21 protein-coding genes are annotated in these 25,015 nt (G+C 63.5%); 9 read left to right on the plus strand and 12 right to left on the minus strand.

Annotated features, from left to right (window positions below; genetic code table 11):
• Window positions 1-63: 63 nt before the first annotated feature.
• The gene (locus J5N58_RS14615; protein WP_112827045.1) at window positions 64-525 is read left to right on the plus strand and encodes a tripartite tricarboxylate transporter TctB family protein; all 462 of its coding nucleotides are present in this window, start codon (window positions 64-66) and stop codon (window positions 523-525) included.
• A gap of 10 nt (window positions 526-535) precedes the next feature.
• Entirely contained in the window at window positions 536-2,041 is a 1,506-nt protein-coding gene (locus J5N58_RS14620) for a tripartite tricarboxylate transporter permease (RefSeq protein ID WP_112827044.1), read from the plus strand.
• Window positions 2,042-2,225: 184 nt separating this feature from the next.
• Here J5N58_RS14620 and J5N58_RS14625 read toward each other — a convergent pair whose 3' ends face one another.
• Window positions 2,226-2,909: a glutathione S-transferase family protein gene (locus tag J5N58_RS14625; RefSeq protein WP_112827043.1), complete on the minus strand. Its 684-nt coding sequence runs from the start codon at window positions 2,907-2,909 to the stop codon at window positions 2,226-2,228.
• Window positions 2,910-2,915: 6 nt separating this feature from the next.
• On the minus strand, window positions 2,916-3,632 hold the full coding sequence (locus J5N58_RS14630; RefSeq protein ID WP_112827042.1) for a class I SAM-dependent methyltransferase: 717 nt from the start codon (window positions 3,630-3,632) through the stop codon (window positions 2,916-2,918).
• Window positions 3,633-3,749: 117 nt separating this feature from the next.
• On the opposite strand from J5N58_RS14630, the gene J5N58_RS14635 reads away from it, so the two are divergent.
• Entirely contained in the window at window positions 3,750-4,196 is a 447-nt protein-coding gene (locus J5N58_RS14635) for an Rrf2 family transcriptional regulator (RefSeq protein WP_244711371.1), read from the plus strand.
• 95 nt (window positions 4,197-4,291) lie between these two features.
• Here J5N58_RS14635 and J5N58_RS14640 read toward each other — a convergent pair whose 3' ends face one another.
• Window positions 4,292-5,617, minus strand: a complete 1,326-nt coding sequence (locus tag J5N58_RS14640; RefSeq protein ID WP_244711373.1) for an ATP-binding protein — start codon at window positions 5,615-5,617, stop codon at window positions 4,292-4,294.
• A gap of 336 nt (window positions 5,618-5,953) precedes the next feature.
• On the opposite strand from J5N58_RS14640, the gene J5N58_RS14645 reads away from it, so the two are divergent.
• Window positions 5,954-6,802 carry a MipA/OmpV family protein gene (locus tag J5N58_RS14645; RefSeq protein WP_244711375.1) on the plus strand — a complete coding sequence of 283 codons (849 nt, stop codon included), beginning with the start codon at window positions 5,954-5,956 and terminating at the stop codon, window positions 6,800-6,802.
• A gap of 57 nt (window positions 6,803-6,859) precedes the next feature.
• On the opposite strand, the gene J5N58_RS14650 is transcribed toward J5N58_RS14645, so the two are convergent.
• The 3 genes from J5N58_RS14650 to J5N58_RS14660 all read right to left on the minus strand — a co-directional run bounded on the left by J5N58_RS14650 (window position 6,860) and on the right by J5N58_RS14660 (window position 12,050).
• Window positions 6,860-7,582 carry a response regulator transcription factor gene (locus J5N58_RS14650; protein WP_112827040.1) on the minus strand — a complete coding sequence of 241 codons (723 nt, stop codon included), beginning with the start codon at window positions 7,580-7,582 and terminating at the stop codon, window positions 6,860-6,862.
• A gap of 164 nt (window positions 7,583-7,746) precedes the next feature.
• Window positions 7,747-10,809: an efflux RND transporter permease subunit gene (locus tag J5N58_RS14655; RefSeq protein ID WP_244711377.1), complete on the minus strand. Its 3,063-nt coding sequence runs from the start codon at window positions 10,807-10,809 to the stop codon at window positions 7,747-7,749.
• A complete protein-coding gene (locus tag J5N58_RS14660; RefSeq protein ID WP_113426320.1) occupies window positions 10,806-12,050 on the minus strand; it encodes an efflux RND transporter periplasmic adaptor subunit in 1,245 nt (414 codons plus the stop codon). Before J5N58_RS14660 ends, J5N58_RS14655 begins: the two co-directional genes overlap by 4 nt.
• A gap of 310 nt (window positions 12,051-12,360) precedes the next feature.
• Between J5N58_RS14660 and J5N58_RS14665 the strand changes: the two genes are divergently transcribed.
• A complete protein-coding gene (locus J5N58_RS14665) occupies window positions 12,361-13,341 on the plus strand; it encodes a hypothetical protein (RefSeq protein WP_113487067.1) in 981 nt (326 codons plus the stop codon).
• 126 nt (window positions 13,342-13,467) lie between these two features.
• Here J5N58_RS14665 and J5N58_RS14670 read toward each other — a convergent pair whose 3' ends face one another.
• Window positions 13,468-14,199 carry an SDR family oxidoreductase gene (locus tag J5N58_RS14670; protein WP_113339826.1) on the minus strand — a complete coding sequence of 244 codons (732 nt, stop codon included), beginning with the start codon at window positions 14,197-14,199 and terminating at the stop codon, window positions 13,468-13,470.
• Between the two features lie 72 nt (window positions 14,200-14,271).
• Between J5N58_RS14670 and J5N58_RS14675 the strand changes: the two genes are divergently transcribed.
• The 3 genes from J5N58_RS14675 to J5N58_RS14685 all read left to right on the plus strand — a co-directional run bounded on the left by J5N58_RS14675 (window position 14,272) and on the right by J5N58_RS14685 (window position 17,079).
• A complete protein-coding gene (locus J5N58_RS14675; RefSeq protein WP_113438307.1) occupies window positions 14,272-14,901 on the plus strand; it encodes a TetR/AcrR family transcriptional regulator in 630 nt (209 codons plus the stop codon).
• A gap of 110 nt (window positions 14,902-15,011) precedes the next feature.
• Window positions 15,012-15,926 (plus strand): LysR family transcriptional regulator, encoded by a 915-nt coding sequence (locus J5N58_RS14680; RefSeq protein WP_113438306.1) that lies wholly within the window; start codon window positions 15,012-15,014, stop codon window positions 15,924-15,926.
• 160 nt (window positions 15,927-16,086) lie between these two features.
• Window positions 16,087-17,079, plus strand: a complete 993-nt coding sequence (locus J5N58_RS14685; RefSeq protein ID WP_113438365.1) for an MBL fold metallo-hydrolase — start codon at window positions 16,087-16,089, stop codon at window positions 17,077-17,079.
• 154 nt (window positions 17,080-17,233) lie between these two features.
• On the opposite strand, the gene J5N58_RS14690 is transcribed toward J5N58_RS14685, so the two are convergent.
• Window positions 17,234-17,977, minus strand: coding sequence for an SDR family NAD(P)-dependent oxidoreductase (locus J5N58_RS14690; protein ID WP_244711379.1), 744 nt, complete (start codon window positions 17,975-17,977; stop codon window positions 17,234-17,236).
• A 109-nt stretch (window positions 17,978-18,086) separates the two neighbouring features.
• Here J5N58_RS14690 and J5N58_RS14695 point away from each other — a divergent pair, with 109 nt between their 5' ends.
• Entirely contained in the window at window positions 18,087-18,647 is a 561-nt protein-coding gene (locus tag J5N58_RS14695; RefSeq protein WP_244711381.1) for a TetR/AcrR family transcriptional regulator, read from the plus strand.
• On the opposite strand, the gene J5N58_RS14700 is transcribed toward J5N58_RS14695, so the two are convergent.
• The 4 genes from J5N58_RS14700 to J5N58_RS14715 form a co-directional block, all read right to left on the minus strand.
• A complete protein-coding gene (locus J5N58_RS14700; RefSeq protein ID WP_162757622.1) occupies window positions 18,598-19,251 on the minus strand; it encodes a 4'-phosphopantetheinyl transferase family protein in 654 nt (217 codons plus the stop codon). The genes J5N58_RS14695 and J5N58_RS14700 overlap by 50 nt on opposite strands.
• A 193-nt stretch (window positions 19,252-19,444) precedes the next feature.
• Window positions 19,445-20,350 (minus strand): alpha/beta hydrolase, encoded by a 906-nt coding sequence (locus J5N58_RS14705; RefSeq protein WP_244711384.1) that lies wholly within the window; start codon window positions 20,348-20,350, stop codon window positions 19,445-19,447.
• Window positions 20,343-21,110 carry a 2,3-dihydro-2,3-dihydroxybenzoate dehydrogenase gene (locus tag J5N58_RS14710; RefSeq protein ID WP_244711386.1) on the minus strand — a complete coding sequence of 256 codons (768 nt, stop codon included), beginning with the start codon at window positions 21,108-21,110 and terminating at the stop codon, window positions 20,343-20,345. The genes J5N58_RS14705 and J5N58_RS14710 overlap by 8 nt, the downstream gene beginning before the upstream one ends.
• Window positions 21,101-25,012 carry an amino acid adenylation domain-containing protein gene (locus J5N58_RS14715; RefSeq protein WP_244711388.1) on the minus strand — a complete coding sequence of 1,304 codons (3,912 nt, stop codon included), beginning with the start codon at window positions 25,010-25,012 and terminating at the stop codon, window positions 21,101-21,103. Before J5N58_RS14715 ends, J5N58_RS14710 begins: the two co-directional genes overlap by 10 nt.
• Window positions 25,013-25,015 lie beyond the last annotated feature (3 nt).

Raw genomic sequence — 25,015 nt, forward strand, 5'->3', positions numbered from 1 at the left:
ACATCGACCCGCCGGCCATCGTCCCGCACAGGCCGACCGCCGGGGGCAACTGCCGGGGACATCATGAACAATCCAACTTTCGATCGCACCAACCTCATCAGCGGGCTGGTTTTCATCGGCGTCGGCCTCTTCTTCACCATCCAGTCGCTGGGGCTGGAGATCGGCACCTCCTTCCGCATGGGGCCGGGTTATTTCCCGCTGCTGCTGGCGGCGCTGCTCATCCTTCTCGGACTGGTGATCCTCATCCAGTCCTTCCGCAAGCAGGGCGAGCCGATCGGCCCGATCGCCTGGCGCGGCATGCTTTTCATCCTGCCGGCGCCGGTCATCTTCGGCCTGACGGTGCGCGGCCTGGGTTTCGTGCCTTCGCTCTTCCTCTGCGCCTTCTTTGCCTGTTTCGCGTCGCATCGGATGAACGTGATGTGGGCTCTGATCCTGTCGCTCTGCATTACGGTCTTCTCGGTCGCAGTCTTCAGCTACGCGCTTGGACTGCCCTTCGAGCGCTTCGGCCCGTGGACACGCTTCTAGGAGGCTTGCGATGGAACTCTTCGACAATCTCGTTCTCGGCTTCGCCACCGCCGCAACCTGGCAAAACCTGCTCTTCTGCCTGATCGGCGTGCTGCTCGGCACGCTGATCGGCGTGCTCCCCGGCATCGGCGCCACGGCGACCATCGCCATGCTGCTGCCGATCACCTTCCAGCTTTCGCCCGTCTCCTCGCTCATCATGCTCGCCGGCATCTATTACGGCGCGCAATATGGCGGCTCGACCACGGCGATCCTCATCAACATGCCCGGAGAATCCTCCTCGGCGGTGACGGCGATCGACGGCTACCAGATGGCGCGCAAGGGTCGCGCCGGCGCGGCGCTGGCCACGGCCGCGCTCGGCTCCTTCTTCGCCGGCACGGTCTCGACCTTCCTGGTGGCGATCTTCGCCCCGCCGCTCACCGCAGTCGCGCTGCAGTTCGGTTCTGCCGAATATTTCTCGCTGATGGTCGTCGGCCTTGTCATGTCGGTCGCGCTCGCCCACGGCTCGATCGTCAAGGCGCTCGCCATGCTGATCCTCGGCCTGCTGCTGGGCCTGGTCGGCAACGACATCTTCGAGGGCACGCCGCGCTTCACGCTCGGCATCGTCGATTTCGCCGACGGGCTCAACTTCGTCGCGGTCGCGGTCGGCGTCTTCGGCATCGCCGAGATCCTGCGCAATCTCGAAAACGAGAAGTCGCGCTCGGTGCTGATGAGCCGGGTCGAGGGCCTCATGCCGACGCGGGAGGATTTCCGGCGCATGGCGGGGCCCGTCTTGCGCGGCACCGGCATCGGCTCGATCCTCGGCGTACTGCCCGGTGGCGGCGCCATCCTCGCCGCCTTCGCCTCCTATACGGTGGAGAAACGGCTGTCGCGCAATCCGAAGGAGTTCGGCCAGGGCGCCATCGAGGGCGTTGCCGGGCCGGAATCGGCCAACAACGCCGGCGCCCAGACCTCCTTCATCCCGCTTCTGACCCTCGGCATTCCCGCCAATCCGGTCATGGCGCTGATGATCGGCGCGATGATTATCCAGGGCATCGTCCCCGGGCCGAACGTCGCAACCGAACAACCGAGCCTGTTCTGGGGCATCATCGCCTCGATGTGGATCGGCAACCTGATGCTCGTCGTGCTGAACCTGCCGCTGATCGGCCTCTGGGTCCGGCTCCTGAAAGTGCCCTATTACGTGCTCTTTCCCATCATCATGGCCTTCTGCTCCATCGGCGTCTATAGCGTGAAGTCCAACGTCTTCGACCTCTATTCGGTCGCCTTCTTCGGCTTCATCGGCTATGTCCTGGTCAAGCTTCGCTGCGAACCTGCGCCGCTGCTGCTCGGCTTCGTGCTCGGCCCGCTGCTCGAGGAACACCTGCGCCGCGCCATGATCTTCTCGCGCGGCGACCCGACGACCTTCGTCACCCGCCCGATCAGCGCCGGCCTGCTTCTCCTCGCAACCCTCGTGCTCATCGTGGTCTTCATGCCGAACGTGCGGGCCAAGCGCGAGGAGGTATTCCAGGACGAGGAGTGAGCCTTAAGGCTTAATCGGAGAACGAGGCTGCCCCGCCAGCCATCGGGACGCCGGTCGTCTATCCGGACAACCGGCGTCCTGCTGCGGCATACTGGAGAACTCGTCGTCCCGCGCGGATGGCTCGGAACCGTCGATCTCTGAGCTTCTGCGATTTTCGCAGACCTCAACCGATCCGAAGCGCCGTTCAGGCGAAAATTTCCGTCTGCTCCATCAGACCGTATGCCTTGGCCCGCTGTTCCTCGGGATAGGGCGGCCGTGTGGCGCTGGGGCGTAGGCTGAAACGGTCGAACCACTGCTGCAGATCGATGCATCCGGGCGGGATTGGCACCGCATAGAAGTCGTTGGCGTATTGCAGCGTTGCCATCGCGACGCAGTCAGCGATAGTGACCCGCTCCCCGGCAAGGAACAGGCTTCCGGTCATCATTCTGTCGATTTCGCGCAGCCGATCGAAATACCTGCCTGCGCAGATTTCGGCGACCTCCCGGCTCGAGCGCACCACACCGTGTCCGAGGCGGCTGCCGTGACGCGCCCAGAGCGCGAAAAATGTCAGCGCCTCGTCGAACATATGCATGAACTGGCGGACCTGAGCCCTCTCTGCCGGAGTGTTCCCGCGCATGTCCGGCTCCGGGACACGGTCTTCGATGTATTCGAGGATCGCCAGCGACTGTCCGATGACGGTGCCGTCGGCATCCCGAAGGATCGGCAGAGACCCCATGGGGGTGAGGGTCTTGACCTCGGGCGGGGGCACGCCGGCGAATTTGTCAGGCGCTTCGTATATCGTCACGGCCACATCTTTCGGCCGCTTCTCGGCCAGATAGATGTTCAGCCTTTGCGGATAGGGGCCGAAGGCGAAGTTGAAGAGCTCCATCGGCGATCACCCGGTCTCTTTTCCAGTTGCCTGCGTCATCGAACCGGAAGCGGTCATGACCCAGCCGCGAAACGAAAAGGCGGCATAAAACAGCGCCGGTTCCCGGAAGCCCGCCTGCCGAAAGCATTCTTCTTCCTCATCCGGCGAGAGGAGCGGCAGCCGCTCTGCCATCGCTCTTCCAGATGCTTCGGCCTTTCTGGGGTCCGGGTTTACGCCTCCGGCGAAGGCCGCAGACCGCGCCAGCCAGGCTTCCGCCTGACCGTCGACATTCGCGTGATGGGCCGCGACAAAGACACCGCCCGGCTTCAGACGCTCGCGGATTTCCCGAAGGGTCTGAAGCCGCTCGCCTTTGTCGAGGAAGTGCAAGGTAAGAAGGCAGGCTGCTCCGTCGAAGGGACCTGAAGGCGCGTCAACGGCCGTACCGAGAATGAGATCTACCCGCCCGGCGCAGGCCGAGGTCGTATCTCGGGCAATTTCCAACATGGCCGGGGACGGATCGACGCCGGTAAATCGCCAGGCCGGTCGTGCCCGCGCCATTCCCAGTATCTCCAGACCGCCGCCAGCGCCGACGACCAGCATATGCGCCGCATCGGGCGCCTGTTCCGCGAGAAGCAGCGTCGTCATTTTGTGCAGGTCTGCGAGACCGGGCACCTTGCCTGGCGTTTCGCGGACGTAGGCGCTCACGGAGGCCGGGTCCAGGAAAGCGCTGAGATTGCCATTCATGATGCGCCCTCTTATGTATCAGATGAAGATGCATAACATGCGCTGGCATCACGCATCAACAACTGTTACATGACTTCACGACATAACGAGAGGAGACCGCGTCGGCGGAGGCAGGCGATGAACAAGGACACGAGGCTATCGGACGTACTGCATGTGCTTCTGCATCTGGCGCAGGCCGAGGCGCCGTTGACCTCGGAGGTTCTGGCGGTCAGCATGGGCACCAATCCCGCGGTGTTTCGCAGGACCATGGCCGGCTTGCGCAGGGCGGGCTACGTCACCTCCGGCAAAGGGCATGGCGGCGGCTGGCGCCTGGCCCGGCCCCTCAAGGAGATCTCGTTGCTTGCCGTCTACGAAGCGCTAGACCGGCCCACGCTCTTTGCCATCGGTTCTCGCAGCAGGCATCCGGATTGCATGATCGAGAAGAGCGTGAATGCGGCTCTCTCCGATACGATGTTGCGCGCCGAAAGCCTGCTCCTGGAGCGGTTTGGAACGGTCACCCTGGATCAGTTGATGCCGCAGCGTTCAAAGGCTCCGTCGGAAGATTGCGGAAAAAAGATCCTGTGATCTGAACTCTTCAAACCCCGCCGTTTCGGTCAGAGTTTCCGGTGCATTTTCGGCTGGAAGGAGCGAACGTAAGAGCCGGTGAGCGCAGCGGTCGGTTAGCCGAAGGGTAGCTCCAGGCGAACATGCAGCCCGTGGGGCTGCCGGTCCAGAAGTTGCAGACGACCGCCATGGGCCTGAACGATTTCGGCCACGATCGGCAGGCCGAGCCCGAAGCCGTCATTCGGTCCATTTCGGGCGGCATCGGCCTTGAAAAAGGGCTCCAGCACCCGCTCCTTGTCCTGGCCGGAAATGCCCGGGCCGTCGTCCGATATGTCGATCGCCACGCCGTCCCTTTCCTGCTGGAGCTCGACCGAAACCGAACGACCGAATTTCGTGGCGTTGTCGCAGAGATTGGTTATCGCACGGGTCAGGGCGAGCGGCCGGCAATTGACCGTGAGCCGGTTCGGGCCCCGGTACTCGACATTGAAGCCGACATCGGCAAACTCATTGCAGACGGTCTGGACAAGGCTGGCTATGTCCGTCCGCTCGATGCTCTCCTGGCGGTGATTGTCGCGAAGATAGTCCAGGCTCTCGGTCAGCAGGCCGTCGATGCGACCGATATCCGACAGCATTGCATCCCGGGAGGCGCCTTCCGGCAAGTTTTCCGCGCGCATCCTCAGCCGGGTGAGCGGTGTTCGCAGGTCGTGGCTGATCCCCCTCAGCATCCGGGTGCGCGATTCCATCATCACGGATATGCGGTTGTGCATGCTGTTCAGCGCCTTCGCGACGACAACGATTTCCCTGCTGCCGCGCTCCTCGAAAATCGGAGCGTCGTTGCTGAGGTCCGCATTGCCAGCCGCATGCGCGATGCGGCGCAGCGGAAGCAGGATCGACCAGATGGCGAAGGAGGAGAAAAGGAACACCAGCGTGAGGATCGCCACGACATAATAGGTTCCCTGGCCGATGAAATCGGTAATCAGCAAGATGTCGTCGGTCGCAACGGTCGAAACAATCATCGACGTATCGTCGACCTGCATGGCGACCACGCGTCTGTCGCCGAGAAACGTACGCCAGCCTCCAAGTGGAACTGTCCAGTCATCCGGCGGGAAGAGCCATTCGACGATCCTGTCGGAGAGGCGCTCCCCTTCGGACGCTCCGGCAAATTGCATGCTCAATAACAGCGGCTCGAGCGTCATGTCCCAGCCGGAACGCCGGGCGGCCTCGACAATGGCCTCCCGCTCGGTCGGTGTCGCGACCGCCAGAATATCGGCCACCGCGCGGAGCCGGTCGGCAAGTTGCTCGATGTCGGGCGTATGGTAGTCGTCGCGGAGCCAGCGCTCGACGATGGGTGCGGCCGTGACGACGATCAGAAGCGCGAGAACCACGATCACGGCAATCTGCGCGTGGATCGTCCTGAGGGTGAAGAGCAGGCGCATTTTCATGAAGGCTCCATCCGACTGTCCCCGAGCTGCCACGCTTTTCCCTGATCCGCGGAACTGCGTCGGCCCTTTCTTTTTTCTGCAATTCCGGACGCAGCACCGCGACGCACCTTCGGTGGAACTGCTTTAGCACAGGCAGAGCATATCGGCTTTGCCGGAAATATTACGTTTCATGTCCACCCTCCCGCCCGCGGCCGTCACTCATGGCAAGAGCCGCGCAACAAACCGCAACATAATGACACCCCGCAGAAGCCGCTTCTGTGAAAACTGGTGGCGTCAAACCTCTCGCCTGTCGGCCACCCCAACCTCAGGCTGAATAACCCCAATTCTGGAGCAAACATGTTTCTCGTCCGACAGAACCACCTGCGCGTTTCGTCCTTCGCGCTCTCTACCGCCCTGGGCATAACGGGAATGGCAGCAGGCGCGTTTGCCGCAGATCCCTCCGAGCCGGAGCCGCCGCAGGACATGGCATTCGACAACGCCCGCATGACCAACGAGCCGGTGAAGCCCGACTGGAGCCTTATTGTCGGCGGAGGGGGGATATACGAGCCGGAATACGAGGGCAGCGACGAGTTCAAGATCAGCCCCGTGCCCTTCGTGGTGTTCACCTATGGCGAATGGCTCGAAATCGACCCGAGCGGCGTGACCGTGACCCCCCTTCGCTACGGAGACTTCGCCCTGTCTGCCAATGTCGGCTATGAATCCGGCCGGGACGACAGCGATCATGCCGACCTGCGCGGCTTGGGCGATATCGACTTTGCCGCGACGCTCGGGGCGAAGGCGAGCTATGAATGGGGGCCGGTGGAATTCTATGCCGCCGTCGACCAGACGCTCGGCGGAAGCGAAAGCCTCATCGGCACGGTCGGCATCGGATATTCGGCACCGGTGACGGAACGGCTCATCCTGGAGGCGAATGCCGAAGCCATTCTTGCAAACGACAAACACATGGAAGCCTATTTTGGCGTGAACGCGGCCCAGTCCGCAGCCTCGGGCTTGCCCCAGTACAAGGCCGAAGCAGGCCTCAAGCGCGTCGAAGTTTCCGTCGCCGCGACCTATCTCCTGAGTGAGAACTGGCTGATCCGCGGCCAGGCGGGCCTCGGCATCCTGACCGGCGATGCCGCCGACAGCCCGATCGTCAAGGAAAAGCTCCAGCCATCCGCGCAACTTTTCCTCGGATACAAGTTCTGACGATCGGCCTGCCAGGACTGCGCTGTGGCCGGGAGCCCCGCTCCCGGCCATTTTCGTTCATACCTCCTCGACCGCCGCCGTGAATGTGTAGCCTCCGAGCCTCACGGTCTGCAGCAGCGCCGGCTCGCGTGGGTCGACCTCGATCTTCTGGCGCAGACGGCTGATATGGACATCGATGCTGCGCTCGATCGGTCCGGCAAGTCCGGCATGGGTGAGCGACAGCAGTTCCTCGCGGGTGATGACCCGCCCCGGATTGCGGCAGAAGGCCAAAAGCAGATCGAACTCGGTGGTGGTGAGCGCCACACGGGCATTGCTTGGATCGTGCAACTGGCGACGAAGCGGGTCGATCTGCCACCCGTCAAACCGCAGTTTGCGCTGGCTGTTCGTCGAAACCAGGCCGTAGGAGGCGCGTCTCAGAAGGCTTCGCACACGGGCAACGACTTCCCTCGGACTGAAGGGCTTGGTGACATAGTCATCGGCGCCGACTTCGAGGCCGACGATCCTGTCGACCTCTTCGCCGAGCGCCGTCAGCAGAATGATCGGAGTGGTCTTTTCGGCGCGAATTCTCCGGCAGAGCGTCAGGCCATCCTCGCCGGGCAGCATGACGTCGAGAATAATAAGGTCGAAGCTATTGTTGCGCAGAAGCGATTGCATGACATGACCGTCCTCGGCGACCGTCGGTGTCATGCCGTTCTCCCGCATCGTCATAGCAAGAAGCTTGCCGATTTCGGGATCGTCCTCGACGATCAATATCTGTGCGTTTGCCGCTGATGGCTGCATGTCTGACTCCCTCGACTGTCATTACAGCATGCATTCCACGAAAGCGTCCATTGTTTCGGTTCGTTACGTTTTGTTGCGACGCATCCACGGAAGAAGGGGCCGGGCCACGCAGGCCCGCCCCCTTCCCGTTTGCATTGCCTGCAATCGGCTGCGCGCTTAGCGCCCTAGGCATCGGCCGGCTGGAGGAACGGCCTGACGCTTCGGGCAATGCGATCGCCAAGATTGGAGACAATGAGATGGAGCGAGGGAATGACGATCAGCGACAACAGCGTGGATACGAGCAGTCCGCCAATCACCGCGATTGCCATCGGAGAGCGGAATTCTCCTCCGTCTCCCATCCCGAGGGCGGAAGGCACCATGCCACCCGCCATGGCGAGCGTGGTCATGATAATCGGCCTCACTCTTTCGCTGCAGGCTTCGACGATGGCCTCGAACCGAGGCAAGCCATGGGCCTCCCGCTCAATAGCGAAATCCAGCAGCATGATCGCATTCTTCGTGACGATGCCCATCAGCATCAGGATGCCGATGACAACGGGCAAGGACATGGCATTGCCGGTGAACAGAAGACCCGCCGCAACGCCGCCGATTGAAAGCGGGAGCGATGCAAGAATGGTCCAGGGTGCGAGCAGGCTGCCGAACAGCAGGATCAGGACGACCAGAACCAGCATGATCCCCGATCCCATGGCAACGGCGAAGCTCTCGAAAACGCTGCCCTCGGTGTCGGAATCGCCCGTTGCCTGGATGCGCACCCCATCGGGAAGGTTCTTGACGCTTTCGAGCTGCAAGAGCCGCTCCATGCCTTGTCCTGACGTCGTGCCGGAGGCCATATCGGCACCGATCTCAACGAGGCGGCTGCGATCCGAACGTTCGATTGCGGAAACCGTCTCGTCGAAACTGGCGTTCACGACCGCCGTCAGCGGTATGCGCGTTCCATCCGCACTCGCGACCGTCAGCAGTTCCAGCCTGCCGAGATCGTCGCGCGACTGCCGGTCGATGACGACGCGGATGGGGATCTGTCGGGCGCCGTCGAGCAGGCTTGGCAGACGGCTATCGCTGTCGCCGACGGTCGACACCCGAATGAGGTCGGCGATCTCGGTGGGGGAGACACCGAGCATGGCCGCCTTGTCGGACTGCACCTTGAAGCGGAGTTCCGGCCGCATCGCGGCATTCTCCGCCGCCGGCCCGGTGAACATGGGGTCCGTCGCCATTTCGGTGACGATCCTGTCGGCGGCAGCCTGCACCTTGGCGCCGTCGGTCCCGAGCACGGCGAACGACATGTCGCGCCCGCCGCGGCTGTTCAGGAAGCGGAACTTGATATCCGTCATGGAGGCGAGCCGGTTTTCCATGTCGGTCTCGATCTCGAAGGATGACCGCGAACGCTCCGACTTGTGCGTGAGATCGATCAGCACGGTGGCATAGCGAACGTCCTGCTGACCCGACATGCTGGAGCCCGCCTGGACAAATACGCCCTCGACCTCCTCGAAGCCGAAGATACGACGGGACACGTCGTCGGAGACAGCACGGGTCTCCATGAGGGTCGCACCCGGCGGAAGCTCGATGGTCAAGGTCAGCTGGCCGGTATCCTCCTCCGGCAGGAAGGCCGTTGGAACCGACAGCAGCGCCACCATGGCAAGGGCAAAGGATGCAACCGCGGCTCCGACGGTCATCCATCGCCAGCGCAGACTGAACCGAAGCAGCCGCTCATATGTCGCGACAAAGAATCCCTTGGGCGCCTCGACCGGAGGACTTCCTGTCATGAAATACGCAGCCAGAATAGGGGTGATAAGCCGCGCCACCAGCAGGGAAAAGAAGACGGCAATGGCAACCGTCAGGCCGAACTCGCGGAAATACAGCCCGACGACGCCGCTCATCATTCCCACCGGCGCGAAGACGGCGATGATCGTGGCCGAAATCGCGATGACCGCCAGACCGATTTCGTCGGAAGCATCGAGAGCGGCCCGATAGGCGGATTTGCCCATGTTGCGGTGACGCACGACATTCTCGATTTCGACAATGGCGTCATCGACCAGAATACCTGTGACCAGGGTGATTGCCAGAAGGCTGAGAATGTTGAGCGAGAAGCCGAGAAACTCCAGCGCGAAAAAGGTGGGAATGATGGACAGGGGAAGGGCCACCGCGGCAACGACCGTCGCGCGCCAATCCCTGAGAAACAGGAACACAACGACGATGGAAAGGATCGCGCCTTCGACAAGCGTGTGCATCGCCGAACTGTAGTTGCCGGCTGTATAGGCGACATTGTCGTTTACGAGGCGGAACCCGACCTCGACATGGGCAGCCTGGAGGTCTGCAACGGCGGCCGCAACCGCGGCCGCAACGGAAACGTCGCTGGCCCCTTGAGTGCGGTAGACGGAGAAACCGACGACATCGCTGCCATCGAGCGTAGCGAAGGATCGAGCTTCCGCAATGCTGTCCTCCACCTGGCCGAGGTCTCCCAGGCGGACCGATGCGTCGGAGGAAAGGGCAATGCGCTGATCCGCAAGATCGGAAACGGTTCTGGCCGCGGCCATCGTCGTCAGCGCCTGCTCGCGGCCGCTGACGTCGCTGCGACCGCCCGAGGCGTCCACCTGGGACTGAAAAAGAGTGTCGTTGACCGTCTTCGCGGAAAGGGAGAGTGCGTGAAGCCTGTCGGCATTGAGCTCGATACGGATTTCGCGATCGGCGCCGCCGACCCGGTCGATGCGTCCGACCCCGGGCAGACCCTGAAGATGCCGGGAGACCACATCGTCCACGAACCAGGAGAGTTCAGCAACGGTCATGTTCCGGCTGGCGACCGCGTAGGTCACCACAGACTGCCCCTCCTCCTCGACCCGTTCAATGATAGGTTCGTCGATGGTTGGCGGCAGATCGGCACGCACCCTGGCAAGTGCATCGCGCACATCGACCATCGCCCGGTCGGGCGTAACCTTGCCCACTTCGAACTCGACCGAGGTGACCGAGCGGCCCTGGTCGATCGTCGACTTGAGCTCTTTCAGCCCCGGCAGGGAAGCGACCGCATCCTCCACCAGCCGCGTAACCTCCGTTTCCAGTTCGGTCGGCGTTGCCCCGGACTGTTCTATGGTGACTTTGACAAGAGGCGTGACGATGGTCGGGAAATAGGTCACCGGCAGGCGCGAGAAACTGTAGAGGCCCACGACCGTCAGGATGACGAACAACAGGATGGAAGGCAGCGGTTTGCGGATTGCCCAGGCCGACAGATTGGCGTTCATCGACGAACTCCTTCCGCATCGGCCGGTGCGACGACTTCCGACAGCTCGCGCGGCGCACCGCCCTCGACCGAAGCAAGCACGGGGGTCACACGATCGCGATCCCTGAGGAAGCCGCCTGCCTTCAGCACGACCATCTCGCCATCGCCGAGACCGTCCAGGATTTCGACGAGATTGTCCCGCTGCACGCCCACCTTGACGTTGCGCACCGAGACAAGATCGTTCCTGACGACGTAGACGCTGCTTATCCCGCCGGCGCTTTTGACGGCCGTTCCCGGCAGCAGAACATTGGATCGCGTCCCGGTATCGACCTCGCCGCGGGCATAGGCGCCCGGGACCAGCCACTCATCGCTGTCGAGTTCGATCCTGACCGAACCGCTCCTCGTCTTCGGTTCCAGCCGCGCGGCGGTCAGTCTCACCGTGCCGGACACCGGCACATCGAGGCCGGGCACGGCAATCCGGGCCGCCATGCCTTCCTTCAGCCGAACGAAATTGCCATCCGTCACCTCCGCCACAAACTCGATCGCGCCGTCGCGCGCTATGGTAAAAAGAGGGTCGTCCGAACTGGACGGCACGGCGCCGAGGCGGGCGCGGCGATCGAGTACGACGCCGGCGCTCGGTGCCCGGAGGGTACAGCGCTCCAGCGTCAGCTCGATCTCGCGTCGCTCGCTCGCTATGATCCGCTCATCCGCTTCGGCCAGAGCAAGCGACTGGCGGGCCAGAGCGAGCTCGGCGACCGCGCGGTCATAGGCGTTCTGGTGCTCCTCCAGCGTCTGATCCGAGACGGCTCCCTTGGGCTGAAGGGAGCGGCTTCGCTCAAGCTTCTTCCAGGCCTCCCGCTCGCTCACCAGAGTGATATCGACCTTGCTTCTTTCCGCGGCGATGGCCACCTTGGCGCGCTGCATGCTGACGGCATTCTTGTCCAGCGCCAACAGGGTATCGGCGGCATCGAGAAGCGCCAGAGGCTTGCCGGCCTCCACCCGCTCACCGACCTCGACCAGAATCTGTTTGATCTCCCGGCCCTCCAGAGAGGAATGGACCTGGATTTCCTCGCGCGCGGCGAGCGTACCGACCACAGCGATCTGCTCTGTCACCGGCGCCTCGCGGGCGACGACCACCGTCACCGGCATTTGCTCTACCGCCCCTGCCGACGCTGCATTCGTACCGGCGACAGCAAAGCAGGCAACCGCGGCGCCGATGGTTCGCCAGGCAACAAGCCGACCCGGCCACGTTTTCCCATGCATGAAACGACCTCTTCGTTGGCCTGCGGAAAAATCACGAGCCGCAGACGATCTCAAACCCGACCCTAAAGATCAGGCCGGGGAATGGCGTTTCATCCTGTTGCTATTTGTTGCGGACACTTCCCGGGAAAAATACCGGGACATCGGCTTCTGCATGAAGGCGTTCGTGTAGAAGGATGCCGGTGGAAACCGGTTCCATCAGCCGCGGCGGATGTTCCGATGCGACGACGATCATTCGATAAGGGCAGGCCGGGTCACTTTGACGTCATCATCCTCTGGCTAGCTGCCCACTTCGAGGCAATGAGGATCTGACGTGCAAACCCGACTGTGCCTGACCTGTGACGACACCGCTGCCGGATATCTGAAGGCAGTCCATGCGACCTCCTCGCCCCGGCCGGAGATCGTTCCTTTGCCTGCCCGGCTGATCCGCGCGCCGATCGCCTCGGCGCAACCGAAGCACGGCCTTCCTCCGGGAGGCGGGAAGACTTCGCTTCCTCCCGCTGTCGAGCCCGACATCGCGGGCGTCTTCTCTCGATTGGGTGAGGTCGAGCGCTGCGAGTTCTACATCGATCCGGACCCCAACAGCCAGCTTCTGATGACGCTGCTGCTCACCCGGGCGCTTGCCGCCGGCATCGACCACCGCAGGCTTTTTCTCGTGCATGCGTCTGCTCGATGGGGCCAGGTGGACGCCAGCACCCTACCTGAGCGAGTGGCATCGCCGACGCAGGTGGAGGAACGGCATCTGAGCGCGGCGGCGTCTTTTTGGTCAGCCTATTGCGCCCCGACGCCGGAGGCCTGGCTTGGCCTGCGGCACCAGGATATGGCTCTTTTCCCGTTTCTGGAAAACGCAAGGGACGCGCTGCTGGACGACCTGCCTCGACGGGATACAGGGCTCGGAGCATGCGAAAGGCTGGCGCTTGAGACCATCGGCATCGAGGGCGCCAAGGTGAACGAGTTGTTCGGCGCGTTTTACCGGGAGCCGGCAAGGCTCATCGACCTGCCGCAGATCGTCTCCCTGCTCAGCTCGCTGGCGTCCGGCGCGGCTCCGCTCATTGATGGGTTGGAAGGGCGCCTCGGCGCTGACGATTTCTTTGAGGACGCCGATGCGTGGGACAGGTTTCGAGAGAGCCGCGTGCGGTTGACGGATGTCGGCCATAAAATCCTCGCCGGCGAACTGGATTTCGTCGAGACGCACGGCATCGACCGCTGGTGGGGCGGAACACGCCTGACGGGACGCAAATGCTGGCGATGGGATCACCGGACACGATCGCTCGCGCATCCAGCGGAAGACTAGACGGCGGACGCGCCTTCGCCGGGTTGGCGTCTCGCAACGGAGGAGAGGGCTGTTTTCTGCGGTGGCGGCGGGGCGACAGCGAGCTGTATCATGTGGGCCGGCAGTGCCAGCCCACATGAACCATCGTCACCAGGCGACGGGACCGTCCGGCGCCACAAACCGGCCAGAGACGGCGTCGGCGCCGAGCAATGCGTACTCGACAGGCAGGCGTGCGCCTTCCTCGGGCGTCATGAAGCCATTGCCGCCCGTCAGATCCGTCTTCACGTAGCCCGGTGCGACCGAGTTGACGACGATGGGGGTGTTCTTCAGCTCTGCCGCCAGTTGCACCGTCAGCATGTTGAGCGCCGCCTTGGAGGCGTTGTAGCCCATCAGCCGCGCCTCGTAATAGGGAGACGTGGGATCGCCATTGACGGCCAACGATCCAAGGGTCGTGGACAGGTTGACGATGCGTCCGGCCTTCGATCGGCGCAGCAGCGGCAGCATGGCCTGCGTCACGGCCAGCGTGCCGAGGAAGTTCGTCTCCATCAGCCTTCGCGCCGCAGCAACCGTTGCGACGGTCGGCGGGCCGTCTTCGGCGTCGACGATGCCGGCATTGTTCACGAGGATGTCGAGCCGGCCATGTCTTGAGGAAATCGCGGCGGCGGCGGCCGCGATCGTCGCCTCATTGTTGAGATCGACCTCGATCGCCTCCACCGCCAGTCCCGCCTGAACCAGCTCGCCGGCGGCAGCCTGTCCGCGTTGCAGGTCGCGGGCACCCATCAGCACGGTCACACCGGCCTTTGCGAGTTGCCGCGCGATTTCAAGCCCGATGCCTTTGTTGGCACCTGTCACAAGCGCAATTCTATTCGTATCAGTCATCGCATGTCCTTCGGATATTGGCGAAACACGCCGCTCAATATATGAAGGATCATTCGTTTTCGGGATTCGCATATGGATGTATCGCCGCCTCGCCATCTGAAGGCCCGCAAAAAGCCGCGTCAGACGCGCGCAATGTCGACGGTCGACGCCATTTTCGAGGCGACCATTCAGGTTTTGATCGGCGAGGGAACGCACCGGCTGACCACCACGCGCGTGGCCGAGCGCGCCGGTGTTTCGGTCGGCACCATGTATCAGTATTTTCCGCACAAGCAGGCTCTGCTCTACGCGCTCAACGAGCGTTATCTCGACCGACTGGCGGAGCGTGTGGAAAAGGCCTGCCTCGCACAACACGGCAAGTCGACGAAGGAGATGATAGAGGCGCTCGTCACCACCTACTGGGAGGCAAAGACCGAGCGAAGCGACGTGACCCGCGCGCTCTACAGCTCCGCGGTCGAACTGGACAACGAAGCGCTGATCGAGGCTTTCGCCAGACGCATGGACGCGGCGACCATAGCCATGCTGCAGAGCGCTCCGACCGCGAATTATTCCGATATCGACCTCGTGAACGTGACGCTGCTGTCTGTCATTTTCGGAACCGTCAGGAACGTTTTCGAACGCAACCTGCCCGCGCCGGAACAGATCGCAATCCGCAAACAGCTCATCGTCATGTGCCTTGCCTATCTCGATATGTCCGGCGGGTAGCCGAGTGCGCTTGCCAGACGCCGGGACGCATCCTAACAGAAATCAACATTCGGCTCGATCTGAGGTGTCGCAGCATTCGCTGCGGAGCCGTCAAGGCTGAGGAGGCACTGATGCTTCGCGACATGAGCGATACTTTGGCGTTTATCGAGGTGGTCCAGCGAGGGAGTTTTACGGCTGCGGCAGACAGCCTGAGGACGTCCAAGGCGCGCCTGAGCAAGAAGGTTCAGGACCTGGAGCAAAGGCTGGGGGTGAAGCTCCTCCATCGCACGACGCGCAATATCCGTCTGACGGAGGCGGGTTCCATCTATTTCGAGCGCTGCCAGGAACTCGCCCGCCTTATCGGCGACGCCGAGAGCGCCGTCGAACAAGTGCACGGCAAGCCCTCCGGATGGTTGAGAGTGACCGCACCCCACTGGTTGGTCACCAAGGCTATCGCCCCGCTGCTGGTCGGCTTTCGGGAAGCCTATCCCGAGGTCAGGCTCCAGCTGCTGCTCGACCACGAAGTAAAAAACATCGTGCACGAGGACATCGATGTGGCATGCCGCCTCTGGAACGGTCAGATGCCGGATTCCAATCTTGCCGCTCGTCGTCTGGCCGATCTTCAGACAGGTCTTTACGCTTCCAGGCGGTATCTCGAACGGCATGGAGTTCCAGAACACCCATCGCAGTTGAAAGACCATGATTGCCTTGTGACCCAATTGTTTTATGGCCGCCCCTACCACTCGTGGCCGCTTGCGACAGAGGGCGAGGTTGTCGATTATCCGATCAATCCGGCAATCGTTGCGACAGATCCGGAAGCATTGTTCGAATTCCTGGTCAGGGGACAGGGGATCCAGCTTACCAATCCTTACCTGGTTCAAGCGGCGGTCGCGTCCGGCGAGGTCGTGCGCATTCTCCCCGAATGGTCCGGGCCCAGCGCCACGTTGTACGCCGTGAGAGCCGGCGGCCGTGTCCAGCCCCTCAAGGTGAGGGCGTTTATCGACTATCTGGCGGAGCACCTTGAGGAGACATTGCAGGCGCAATGAGACGGACGGCCGTGCCCTGCCGATTGTAGCCAGATTCTTGACAGCGCGATCCGACTTGGCAACCTAATCACACGGGCCGCTCCAGCCTACTTTCCTTCCGCAAGCGCCGCATCGTTCATTATTGAACTTTTTCGCGGCGGAAATCGATGAAGGAATTGTCATGGACAACATTACAAGACGAAACGTCCTCAAGGCGGCTTCTGCCCTGGCAACCGTCGCCGCTGTTACGGGCGCCCCCTCCCTCACCCTCGCGGCTGCTCCGAAACAGGGCTTTCAGGCGCCCGGCTTCTACAGGATGGCGCTCGGCGATCTCGAGATTACGGCACTGCTGGACGGCACTCTGCCCCTTCCGCTTCCCGAGATGTACCGTGACGTCACCGCTCAGGATGCCGCCGAACTGCTGCGCGCGGCTTTCCGCGACATCCCGACGGATACCTCCGTCAACGCCTTCCTGGTCAACGACGGAAAGCGTCTCGTGATGATCGACGCCGGAACCGGGGCCTATCTGGGCAAGGAGGTCGGACATCTGGCGTCCAATCTCGAAGCGTCGGGTTACAGCGCCGCGCAGATCGACCATATCATCCTGACCCATGTCCATACCGACCATTCCGGCGGTCTGGTCCGCGATGGAAAAGTGGTCTTCGAAAACGCAACCGTGCATGTTCCCGAGCGGGAACTGGATTTCTGGTTGAAGACGCCGGCGGATGCGCGACCTGCGGGCCTGAACCAGCAATTGTTCAAGGAAGCGGAAGAGTGTTTGCGCCCATACCTGCAGCGCGGCAAGGTCGAAAGCTTCAAGGACGATCAGGAGGCCATCGCGGGTTTCCGTTCGATCCTGCGCCCCGGACATACCCCCGGCCATAGCTCCATCGTGGTCGAGAGTGGCGGCAAGAAGCTGGTGTTCTGGGGGGATATCACCCACGGCGACATCGTTCAGTTCAAGCAGCCGGAGGTGACGATCGAGTTCGATGTCGACCGCCCCAGCGCGGTAAAGTCCCGCAAACAGGCTTTCGCCGAAGCGATAGCGGAAGGATATCTTGTCGCCGGCGCCCACATCGCGTTTCCCGGCATCGGCAACGTTCTGCAGGATGGTCAGCAATTTGACTGGATGCCGGTGAACTATTCCGATGGAGAAGCCGGGCTTATCAAGTAAAACTTGGCAAGGCCCCGGTTTCGCCCGACACGATCGGCGGCCACCGTGAAAATTCCAGCGTGAAAATTCCGCCGCGAAACTCCGACGCTTACGAGGGAGTTTCGCGGCGAACCCGTTCGAAGGTTTCGCGAGGTCACGAAACCGCTACGCCTTTTCAGACCGCCACGAAGCCGCCATCGACAAACAGCTCCTCCCCGCCGACGAAGCTGCTTTCGTCAGATGCCAGAAACAGAACCGCCTTGGCGATCTCCTCGGTCTCGGCGAGCCTGCCGAACGGAATGGCCTGCTGCATCCATTCCTCGGCACCGGCATTGTTGCGAAGATAGGTCTTCATGGCCGGTGTCTGAACCATGCCGGGGGAAACGACGTTCACACGAATGCCCCGGCTCTTGAGATCGGTCGTCCATGTTCGAGCGAAGGAGCGGATCGCCGCCTTCGTGGCACTGTAGACGGACAGGTTTGCGAAGCCCTTGGCTCCCGCCCCCGACCCGGCCAGTACGACGGCGCCACCGGCAGACATCAGCGGCAGAGCCTTTTGCACGGTGAAGACCGTGCCCTTGACGTTGATGCCGAAGACACGGTCGAAATGATCCTCTTCAATGGCGCCGATCGGCGCGGACTCGGACACGCCGGCATTGGCGAAGACCACATCGACACGGCCGTGGTCACGCTTGACTTGCGCATAAAGCCTGTCGAGCGCTGCAGGCTCGCTGACATCGCCCTGAACGCCAACGGCACCGTTGCCGATTTTCTCAAGCGCCTCGTCCAGGCGTTCCTGCCGCCGTCCCGTGACATAGACATGGGCGCCTTCCGCGGCGAACAACCTGGCTGTCGTCAGCCCTATGCCGTCCGTTCCGCCCGTGATCACCACGACCTTGTCCTCAAATCGTTTCGTCATGCCGTTCGCTCGCTTTCGCATTAAGTGGAAGATTGCTCCACTTACTATATGGAGATAAACTCCACTTACAAGTGACGGTTAGGCAGATTTTTTGGCTGAGGAGACCCCATTGCGCGCCGATGCGCAGCTGAACAAGGCAAGAATCCTTGCCGCAGCCGAAGAAGTCTTCATGGAGCGGGGCGCGGGCGTTTCGCTGGATGAGGTCGCAAAGCGCGCCGGGGTCGGGATCGCGACGCTTTATCGCCGCTTCCCGACGCGGGAAGACTTGCTCGCCGCAGCCTATAGCGCCCGATTCCTGGCTTTCGCCGAGGCGAGCCGCGTCCGGGCAGGCGCTCTCGAACCCTTGAACGCCCTGCGCGCCTACCTCGAGGAACTCGTTCGGTATTCGAATGTTTATCGCGGTTTTGCGGCGTCTCTCGGGACGGTTCTACAGATCGGAACGCCCGGCTGCCGCGCAACCAGCGAGGAAGGTTCCCGACTTCTGCATACGGCGCAGGAGGCGGGCGCCGTTCGGCCAGATATCAGCTTTAACGACATAGTCTGCGTGGCGACCGCGATATCGCTCGCGACCGAGCACGACAGTTCGCCGGAAGCGCGCATCGCACATCTGGTGAGTATATTCATCGATGGGATCGTCGAGCGCCAGGTCTCCCACGATCGCCGGCGATAACGTCCAGGGACACCCGTTCCGCGCTCCGCACCGCAAGCGCGAGCCGATATCCGGCGCAGGGCAGAAACTCGAAAAATCGCCAGATGCCGGAATTGCCTGACACGCCGGGATCACCTTCCTGCGGCAGGAACGTCGCGCGCAGAGGATCGAGCTGGAAGGCGGGAGAGTCGAGACGTCCGGAGAGGCCTTCCCCGGTTGCCTTGAGATAGGCCTCCTTCAGTGTCCAGAGTCGGAAGAATATCGAGCGGTATTCAAGGCCCTCAGCTTTCGCAAGCATTGCGCGTTCGCCTGGCGCGAACCGTGCGGCCACAGCCGGGGGTACGTCGCCGTCGCTCGCCTCGACATCGACGCCGACGGGTACGCCCGCTATCGCGCAGGCGACCAGGCCGCGGGTGTGCGAGATATTGAAGTGAAGCCGCGGTCGACGATGAACGGCCGCAAGCGCCGGCTTGCCGGTGGGGCCGGTCTCGAATGCCCACGCCCTTGGATCGCCGCCGAGGGCTTCACTCAGCATCAGGCGCAGCAGCGCGTGGGCGGCAACGTAGGCGGCCCTGTCCGCGCGATGGCGAAAGCGCGTTGCCCGGTCCTGTTCAAAAGCGCTCAAGAGCCCGGACAACCTTTCGATCGGCTGCGTTTCGATATCCTCGGTCCGCAGCCACCGCAGCCGCACGTTCCCCGGATCAAGCGGGGCCGCCGAAGGCGGGCTGTCTTTGCCGATGTGTCCTGCCGTTCGGCGCAAGCGACCTGCCTCCCCTTCCGCTGCCGGTATCGCGGGCGCCCCTTGCACAAACGGCCGTTCAATCGCCTTCATCGAAGGCAAAGCGCAGGGCGCGCGGCAGGCAGGTGATGAGCGAGCTCGAATGCTCGCCGCCATCTTCGATATCGCAGCGCACGGTCACGCCGTCGCCATAGGCCTCCCCGATGTGCTCGGAAAAGGCCCGTACATTGCCGATCATCGCCCGCCGGCGGCGAAGCGACGTATACGACGCGTTCGCCGCGAGGTCGGCCTGCCAGGGGGCCGGCTCCTCTTCCCATTGGCCGACCGTCAGATAGGCCCGAAAACGGCCGTCGAAGGGCGCTTTCCGACCGGCGAGACGGCCAAGCATCGCCTCACGCCCCCACCAGATGGAGGGACTGACCGCCAGGAATGCCCGGAAAGATTGCGGCCGCTGACAGAGCCAGTCGAGCACGAGATATCCGGCAAGCGAATGGCCGAGCAGGGCGGACAGATCTTCCCGGACGGGAAAGGTCGACCGGATGAAGGGCTTCAGCCGGTTTTCGACGAAATCGATAAAGGCCGCCTGCCCGCCGTGGCAGGTGCTCGCCTGCCATCCGGCATCGTCGATTTCGGGAGGACCGCGGGTGAAATCCTCGTAGCGGCGGTCGAGATCATAGTCCGGGCCGTCCGGGTAGCCGATGCCGACCACGACCGCCGGACGGATGCCGCTCGCCTTCGGACGACGCGAGAGCCGTCGCAGCGTCTCCACGACAAGAAGGAAATCGGCGTTCGCATCCAGCAGGTAGAGGACCGGAAAGCCGCCGGGCGGAGGCTCCACCGCCGGCACATGGACATAGATCTCATGGTTCCGGCCATCGGCGCCCGGCAACGGAAAATGCTCGCAATCCGGAACGAAGAGGCTTCTCGCGGCAAGCGCGCCATTTTCGAGCGCCTGGAAGCGCATGTTTTTCTTGTTTTCAGCCACGCAGCGTCGCGCCTCCATCCACATAGAGATCGGCCATGGTGATGTGCCCGGCCTGGTCGGAAAGAAGAAACAGCACCGCGTTTGCGATATCCTCGGGCATGGCGAGTTTCTTCAGCGGAATGCCGGTCCGATAGCTTGCGAGATCGCCCTCGATGACCTGCTCCTGCGAGGCCGGCGTGGTCCACATGCCGGTCTGCATCGGCGTCAGCGTCGAACCGGGTGCAACGATGTTGCAGCGGACGCCGTGCTCGGCCACTTCCAGACCGAGGCACCGGACGAACATGGTGGCCGCCGCCTTCGAGGCGGCATAGGCCGCCATGTTCTTCCGCGGAATGCCGGCCGCATTCGACCCGACGACGACAATGGAACCCTGCCTGCGTTCCGCCATGCGGGCGGCGAGCGCCTGGCATACGAAAAAGGCGCCGTGGCAGTTGACGTCGAAAACCCGGCGCCAGACGTCACCCTTAAGATCGGCAACGGGCGTCGTATCGAGGATGCCGGCGACGTTCACGCCGAAGTCGAAACCGCCCATCTCCGTCTCCGCCTCGGCAATCACGCGCTGAACGGCACGCTCGTCGCTGATGTCAAGTGCCGTACCTCGCACGGGGCCCTCCGCAGCGCTCCAGCCCGGCTCCGCCTGTCTGTCCGTCGCGAAAACCCTTACCCCCGATGCGACCAGTCCATCGACCACGGCACGGCCGATGCCCCCGGCCGCGCCGGTCACGAACGCCGCCTTGCCTGCCAGTCCCGTCAATTGCATCCGCGATCCTCCCGCGCCGCCATTTCCGCGGCAAGAAGCGGTGCGACCGCCTCCACTGCCGCCGCCGCCGTCAGCTCCGCATGGATGAACGGCACCCGGTGCTCCCTCACCGCACCCGCATAAGCTCGCCAATCCGCCGGCGAGAGCGGCCTTTTCCCGGAAGGCGCTGCGGCCACATGCAGAATTGTACCGGGATAGGTTTCGTGAACATGAGCGCGCACGAGGCGGTTGTTGCCACACACCACCCGCACGATGCCGTCGAAGGCCGACTCCGGCAGCGCTGCGAACGGGCTTTCCTCACGACGGAGAAAATCCCCGACCGCATCCCGTGTCATGGGCAGGTCGGCAAGCCGGTCGGGGTCATGGCCTGCGATGGCGAGAAGCGCCTTCAGTCCGGCGTCGGGACCCGGGTCCGGCTCGTTGCGCCAGCAGTCCGCCGGATAGGAATCGAGCATGACGAGGCATCCGACGGTATGGCCCGAGCGGACGAGAGCGTTTGCGACCGCATGGGCGATGATACCCCCGACCGACCAGCCGCAAAGATGCACCGGCCGGGCACCCGCCACCTCCGCTACGCGTCGGGCATAGGCGCGCGCCATGGCCTCGAGGCTTTCCGGTTCGGGATGGCCGGGATCGAGTGCATCGGCCTGGATACCCCAGACCGCACGTTCGGCGGCAAGTGCGCGCGCGTAGCCGCCATAGCACCAGGCAATTCCGCCGGCGGGGTGGATCATGAAGAGCGGCGGCGCATCGTTGTCGGTGACGTTGAGCCTGATGAGCGGCTGCAATCCGTTGTCGGCCGCCCTCACCTCGCCGTCGAGATGGGCGGCAAGCCGCCTCACCGTCGGGTGGCGGAACAGGGTACCGAGCCCGATATCGCGACCGAAGAGGCGACCGAGCTGTTGCACCGCGCGCACCGCCAGCAGCGAATGGCCGCCGATAGCGAAGAAGTCGTCGTCGCGGCTGATCGGTTCATCGGGTTCCAGGAGGGTGGCGAAGAGATCCGCAACGATCTGCTCGGAGCCGGGCAGCGGAGGTTCGCCCTGCCCCGCGGAAAAGTGCGGTGCCGGCAGGGCCTTGCGGTCGAGCTTGCCATTGGCGGAGAGCGGCATGGCGGGAAGGTGGACGAGCACCGCCGGCACCATGTAGTCGGGCAGGAGGTTCTCCAGATGCCGGCGCAATGCCGCCTCCTCGACCGCGGGCGAGGCAACGTAGTAACCGACGATCCGCTTGTCCGCCCCCGCCCGATGCAGGATCACGACGGACTGGGTGACGTGCGGATGGGAGAGGATGGCGGCCTCGATCTCGCCGAGTTCGATCCTGAGGCCCCGCAGCTTGATCTGGTTGTCGAGCCTGCCGAGATAGTCGATGGCGCCGTCCGGCCGCAACCGCGCCATGTCGCCCGTATCATACATCCGCTCGCCAGCATGGAAGGGGTCCGACACGAAACGTTCGGCCGTCAGGTCTGACCGCCCGACATATTCACGGGCAAGCTGCACTCCGGCGATATAGAGCCGTCCTGCAACACCCGGCGGCACCGGCCGCAGGCGGGCGTCGAGGACGTAGAGACGGGTGTTCCAGACGGGCAGGCCGATCGGGACGGGATTGGAGCGATCGTCGGCAGACGCCGCCCAGTAGCTGACGTCGACCGCGGCCTCGGTCGGACCGTAGAGATTGTGGAGTTCGGCGGAAATCTCCCGATGAAAGCGGTCCCGCAGATCGGCCGTCAATTCCTCGCCGCTTGCGAAGACGCGCCGCAACGAAAGGCCCTGCGCCTTGGGTTCCGAGAGGAAGGCCGAAAGCATCGACGGCACGAAATGCGCGGTCGTCACGCCGTTCTCCCGGATGAGGCGCGCAAGCCATTCGGGGTCCTTGTGCGCCTCCGGCGGCGCCATCACCAGGGTCCCGCCCGCAAAGAAGGAGAGGAAGAATTCCCAGACCGAAACGTCGAAGGTCATCGGCGTCTTCTGCAGGATGACGTCATCGGTCGAAAATCCATAATGCTCCTTCATCCATTCCAGCCGGTTGACGATCGCGCGGTGTTCGACAAGCACCCCTTTCGGCTCGCCGGTCGAGCCCGAGGTGAAGATCACATAGGCCGCATCACGGGGATCGACGGCCGGCAACAGGTCGCTGGATGGCTCGCTTGTCCAGGCGGAAGGGGCAAGCACCTGCACATCTCCCAGCACTGCGCCCTCGGGCGCGAGCGCGAGGACCGGCATGCCGCGGGCGAGCATGCGTTCGATCCGCTCGGCCGGATGGGAAAGATCGACGGGCATGTAGGCGGCGCCGCTCCGCAGGATGGCGACGAGCCCGATCAGGAGTTCCGATGAGCGCGGCAGCGCCATGGCGACCCGACGGTCGGAACCGGCTCCGGCCGCGATCAATTGCCGGGCGAGTGCTGCCGAGCGGCGGTCCAGTTCGGCGTAGCTCAGGCTTTCGACGTCGAAACGAAGCGCCTCACGCCCGGCATGCCGGGTGAAGGCTCTTTCGATCACCTCCACGAGCGTTAGGGGCTCCACCGCATGGCCGGTGTCGTTCAGCGTTCCGATCAGCCATGCGGCTTCGGCGTCCGTCACCGTCGGGACATCGGCAAGCGTTCCGTCGGCGAGTGCGGTTTCGACCGCCCGGTCGAGAAAGTGCAGGAAGCGTTCCGCATGCGCACGGACCTCCGCCATGCCGTAGAGGTCCGGATTGGCGTCGATCTCGACCGACAGGTTCGCCCGCATGGGGTCGCCACGGAAGGAGAAGGTGATGTCGTCGACGGGGCCGGTTCCGAGCCGCTCCATAGTGACCGTGGCGCCATCGAGCCTCAGATCCTCCTCGTAGGGCAGCACGTTGACCAGCGGACCGAACAGCCGCCGCTGGCCACCGCCGAGGCCGAGATCGCGACGGATATGCTCATGGCGATAGCGCCCGTGGCGACGCGCCGCCGCAAGCGTCGCGGCGGCCGCGGCGAGCCAGTCACCGAGGCGCCGGTCCTCGTCGATCTTCAGGCGCACCGGCAGAATGTTCATCAGCATCAGCGGCACGCGCGCTGCCGGCGAACCGAAACGCCCCATGAAAGTCGCGCCGACCGTCACATCCTGCTGCCCGACGAAACGGGCGTAATAGGCCGCTACCAGGGCGGTCGCGATGTCGCTCCAACCCGTTTTCAGAGCGATCGACAGATCGCGCAGCCGGTCAGACAGCGCCACCGGCACGGGCTGCGTCTCATGATGATAGCTGTGGGCGGTGAGAGCCTGTCCCGGCTTGATGCCGGCCACCTCCGGCATGTCCCTCAGGGCGTCAGTCCAGAAGCTGCGATCCTCGGCATATTGCGGCGAGCGCCCGTAAAGCCGATCCTGTTCGAGCGCGATCTCGAGGGGAGAAAGCGCCGGGCCTGCGTCCGCCGGGCCACGGTTATAAAGCTCGGCCACCCGCGAGAGGACGAGATGGACAGCAAAACCGTCGGCGATGACGTGGTGAAGCCGCGCATACCACCAGAAGCGGTTTTCGCCGAGCCGATAGAGCCGGAAAAGGGCCGGGCTCTGCCGGGCGAGATCGAGCGGCGTTTCCATGTCGCGCCGGATATCGCTGCGGGCGACGGCGGCCGGATCGGCCTCTTGCGATAGGTCGACGATCGAAAGCGGCGGCTCCGCGCAGGCCTCGACGATCTGCCGGCTGTCGTCAAGAATGCGTAGCGACAGGCTTCCGGCTTCCGCATGGACCTTTCCGACGGCACGGGTGAACCGCTCGACGTCGAGCGCGCCGCAGATCTCCATCACCTGGCCCGTGTTGAAGACGGGATTTTCCGGATCGAGGGCCTGGGCAAACCACAATCCGCGTTGGGCCTCGCCGAGCGGATGGACTTCCGGGGCGGCGGAGTTGTCGGAACGCACGATATCGGCCGAGGATGCCATGAC

The sequence above is a fragment of the Paenirhizobium cremeum genome (genome assembly GCF_022884085.1).
Taxonomy (GTDB): Bacteria; Pseudomonadota; Alphaproteobacteria; order Rhizobiales; family Rhizobiaceae; genus Allorhizobium; species Allorhizobium cremeum.

Bases quoted from the DNA above. Each gene is read 5' to 3' on its own strand.
- J5N58_RS14710 (WP_244711386.1), bottom strand. From the start codon at position 21,110: ATGCAATTGACGGGACTGGCAGGCAAGGCGGCGTTCGTGACCGGCGCG.
- J5N58_RS14715 (WP_244711388.1), bottom strand. From the start codon at position 25,012: ATGGCATCCTCGGCCGATATCGTGCGTTCCGACAACTCCGCCGCCCCG.
- J5N58_RS14650 (WP_112827040.1), bottom strand. From the start codon at position 7,582: ATGCAGCCATCAGCGGCAAACGCACAGATATTGATCGTCGAGGACGAT.
- J5N58_RS14660 (WP_113426320.1), bottom strand. From the start codon at position 12,050: ATGCATGGGAAAACGTGGCCGGGTCGGCTTGTTGCCTGGCGAACCATC.
- J5N58_RS14675 (WP_113438307.1), top strand. From the start codon at position 14,272: ATGGATGTATCGCCGCCTCGCCATCTGAAGGCCCGCAAAAAGCCGCGT.
- J5N58_RS14690 (WP_244711379.1), bottom strand. From the start codon at position 17,977: ATGACGAAACGATTTGAGGACAAGGTCGTGGTGATCACGGGCGGAACG.
- J5N58_RS14645 (WP_244711375.1), top strand. From the start codon at position 5,954: ATGTTTCTCGTCCGACAGAACCACCTGCGCGTTTCGTCCTTCGCGCTC.
- J5N58_RS14640 (WP_244711373.1), bottom strand. From the start codon at position 5,617: ATGAAAATGCGCCTGCTCTTCACCCTCAGGACGATCCACGCGCAGATT.
- J5N58_RS14630 (WP_112827042.1), bottom strand. From the start codon at position 3,632: ATGAATGGCAATCTCAGCGCTTTCCTGGACCCGGCCTCCGTGAGCGCC.
- J5N58_RS14620 (WP_112827044.1), top strand. From the start codon at position 536: ATGGAACTCTTCGACAATCTCGTTCTCGGCTTCGCCACCGCCGCAACC.
- J5N58_RS14680 (WP_113438306.1), top strand. From the start codon at position 15,012: ATGCTTCGCGACATGAGCGATACTTTGGCGTTTATCGAGGTGGTCCAG.
- J5N58_RS14615 (WP_112827045.1), top strand. From the start codon at position 64: ATGAACAATCCAACTTTCGATCGCACCAACCTCATCAGCGGGCTGGTT.
- J5N58_RS14635 (WP_244711371.1), top strand. From the start codon at position 3,750: ATGAACAAGGACACGAGGCTATCGGACGTACTGCATGTGCTTCTGCAT.
- J5N58_RS14670 (WP_113339826.1), bottom strand. From the start codon at position 14,199: ATGACTGATACGAATAGAATTGCGCTTGTGACAGGTGCCAACAAAGGC.
- J5N58_RS14625 (WP_112827043.1), bottom strand. From the start codon at position 2,909: ATGGAGCTCTTCAACTTCGCCTTCGGCCCCTATCCGCAAAGGCTGAAC.
- J5N58_RS14685 (WP_113438365.1), top strand. From the start codon at position 16,087: ATGGACAACATTACAAGACGAAACGTCCTCAAGGCGGCTTCTGCCCTG.
- J5N58_RS14655 (WP_244711377.1), bottom strand. From the start codon at position 10,809: ATGAACGCCAATCTGTCGGCCTGGGCAATCCGCAAACCGCTGCCTTCC.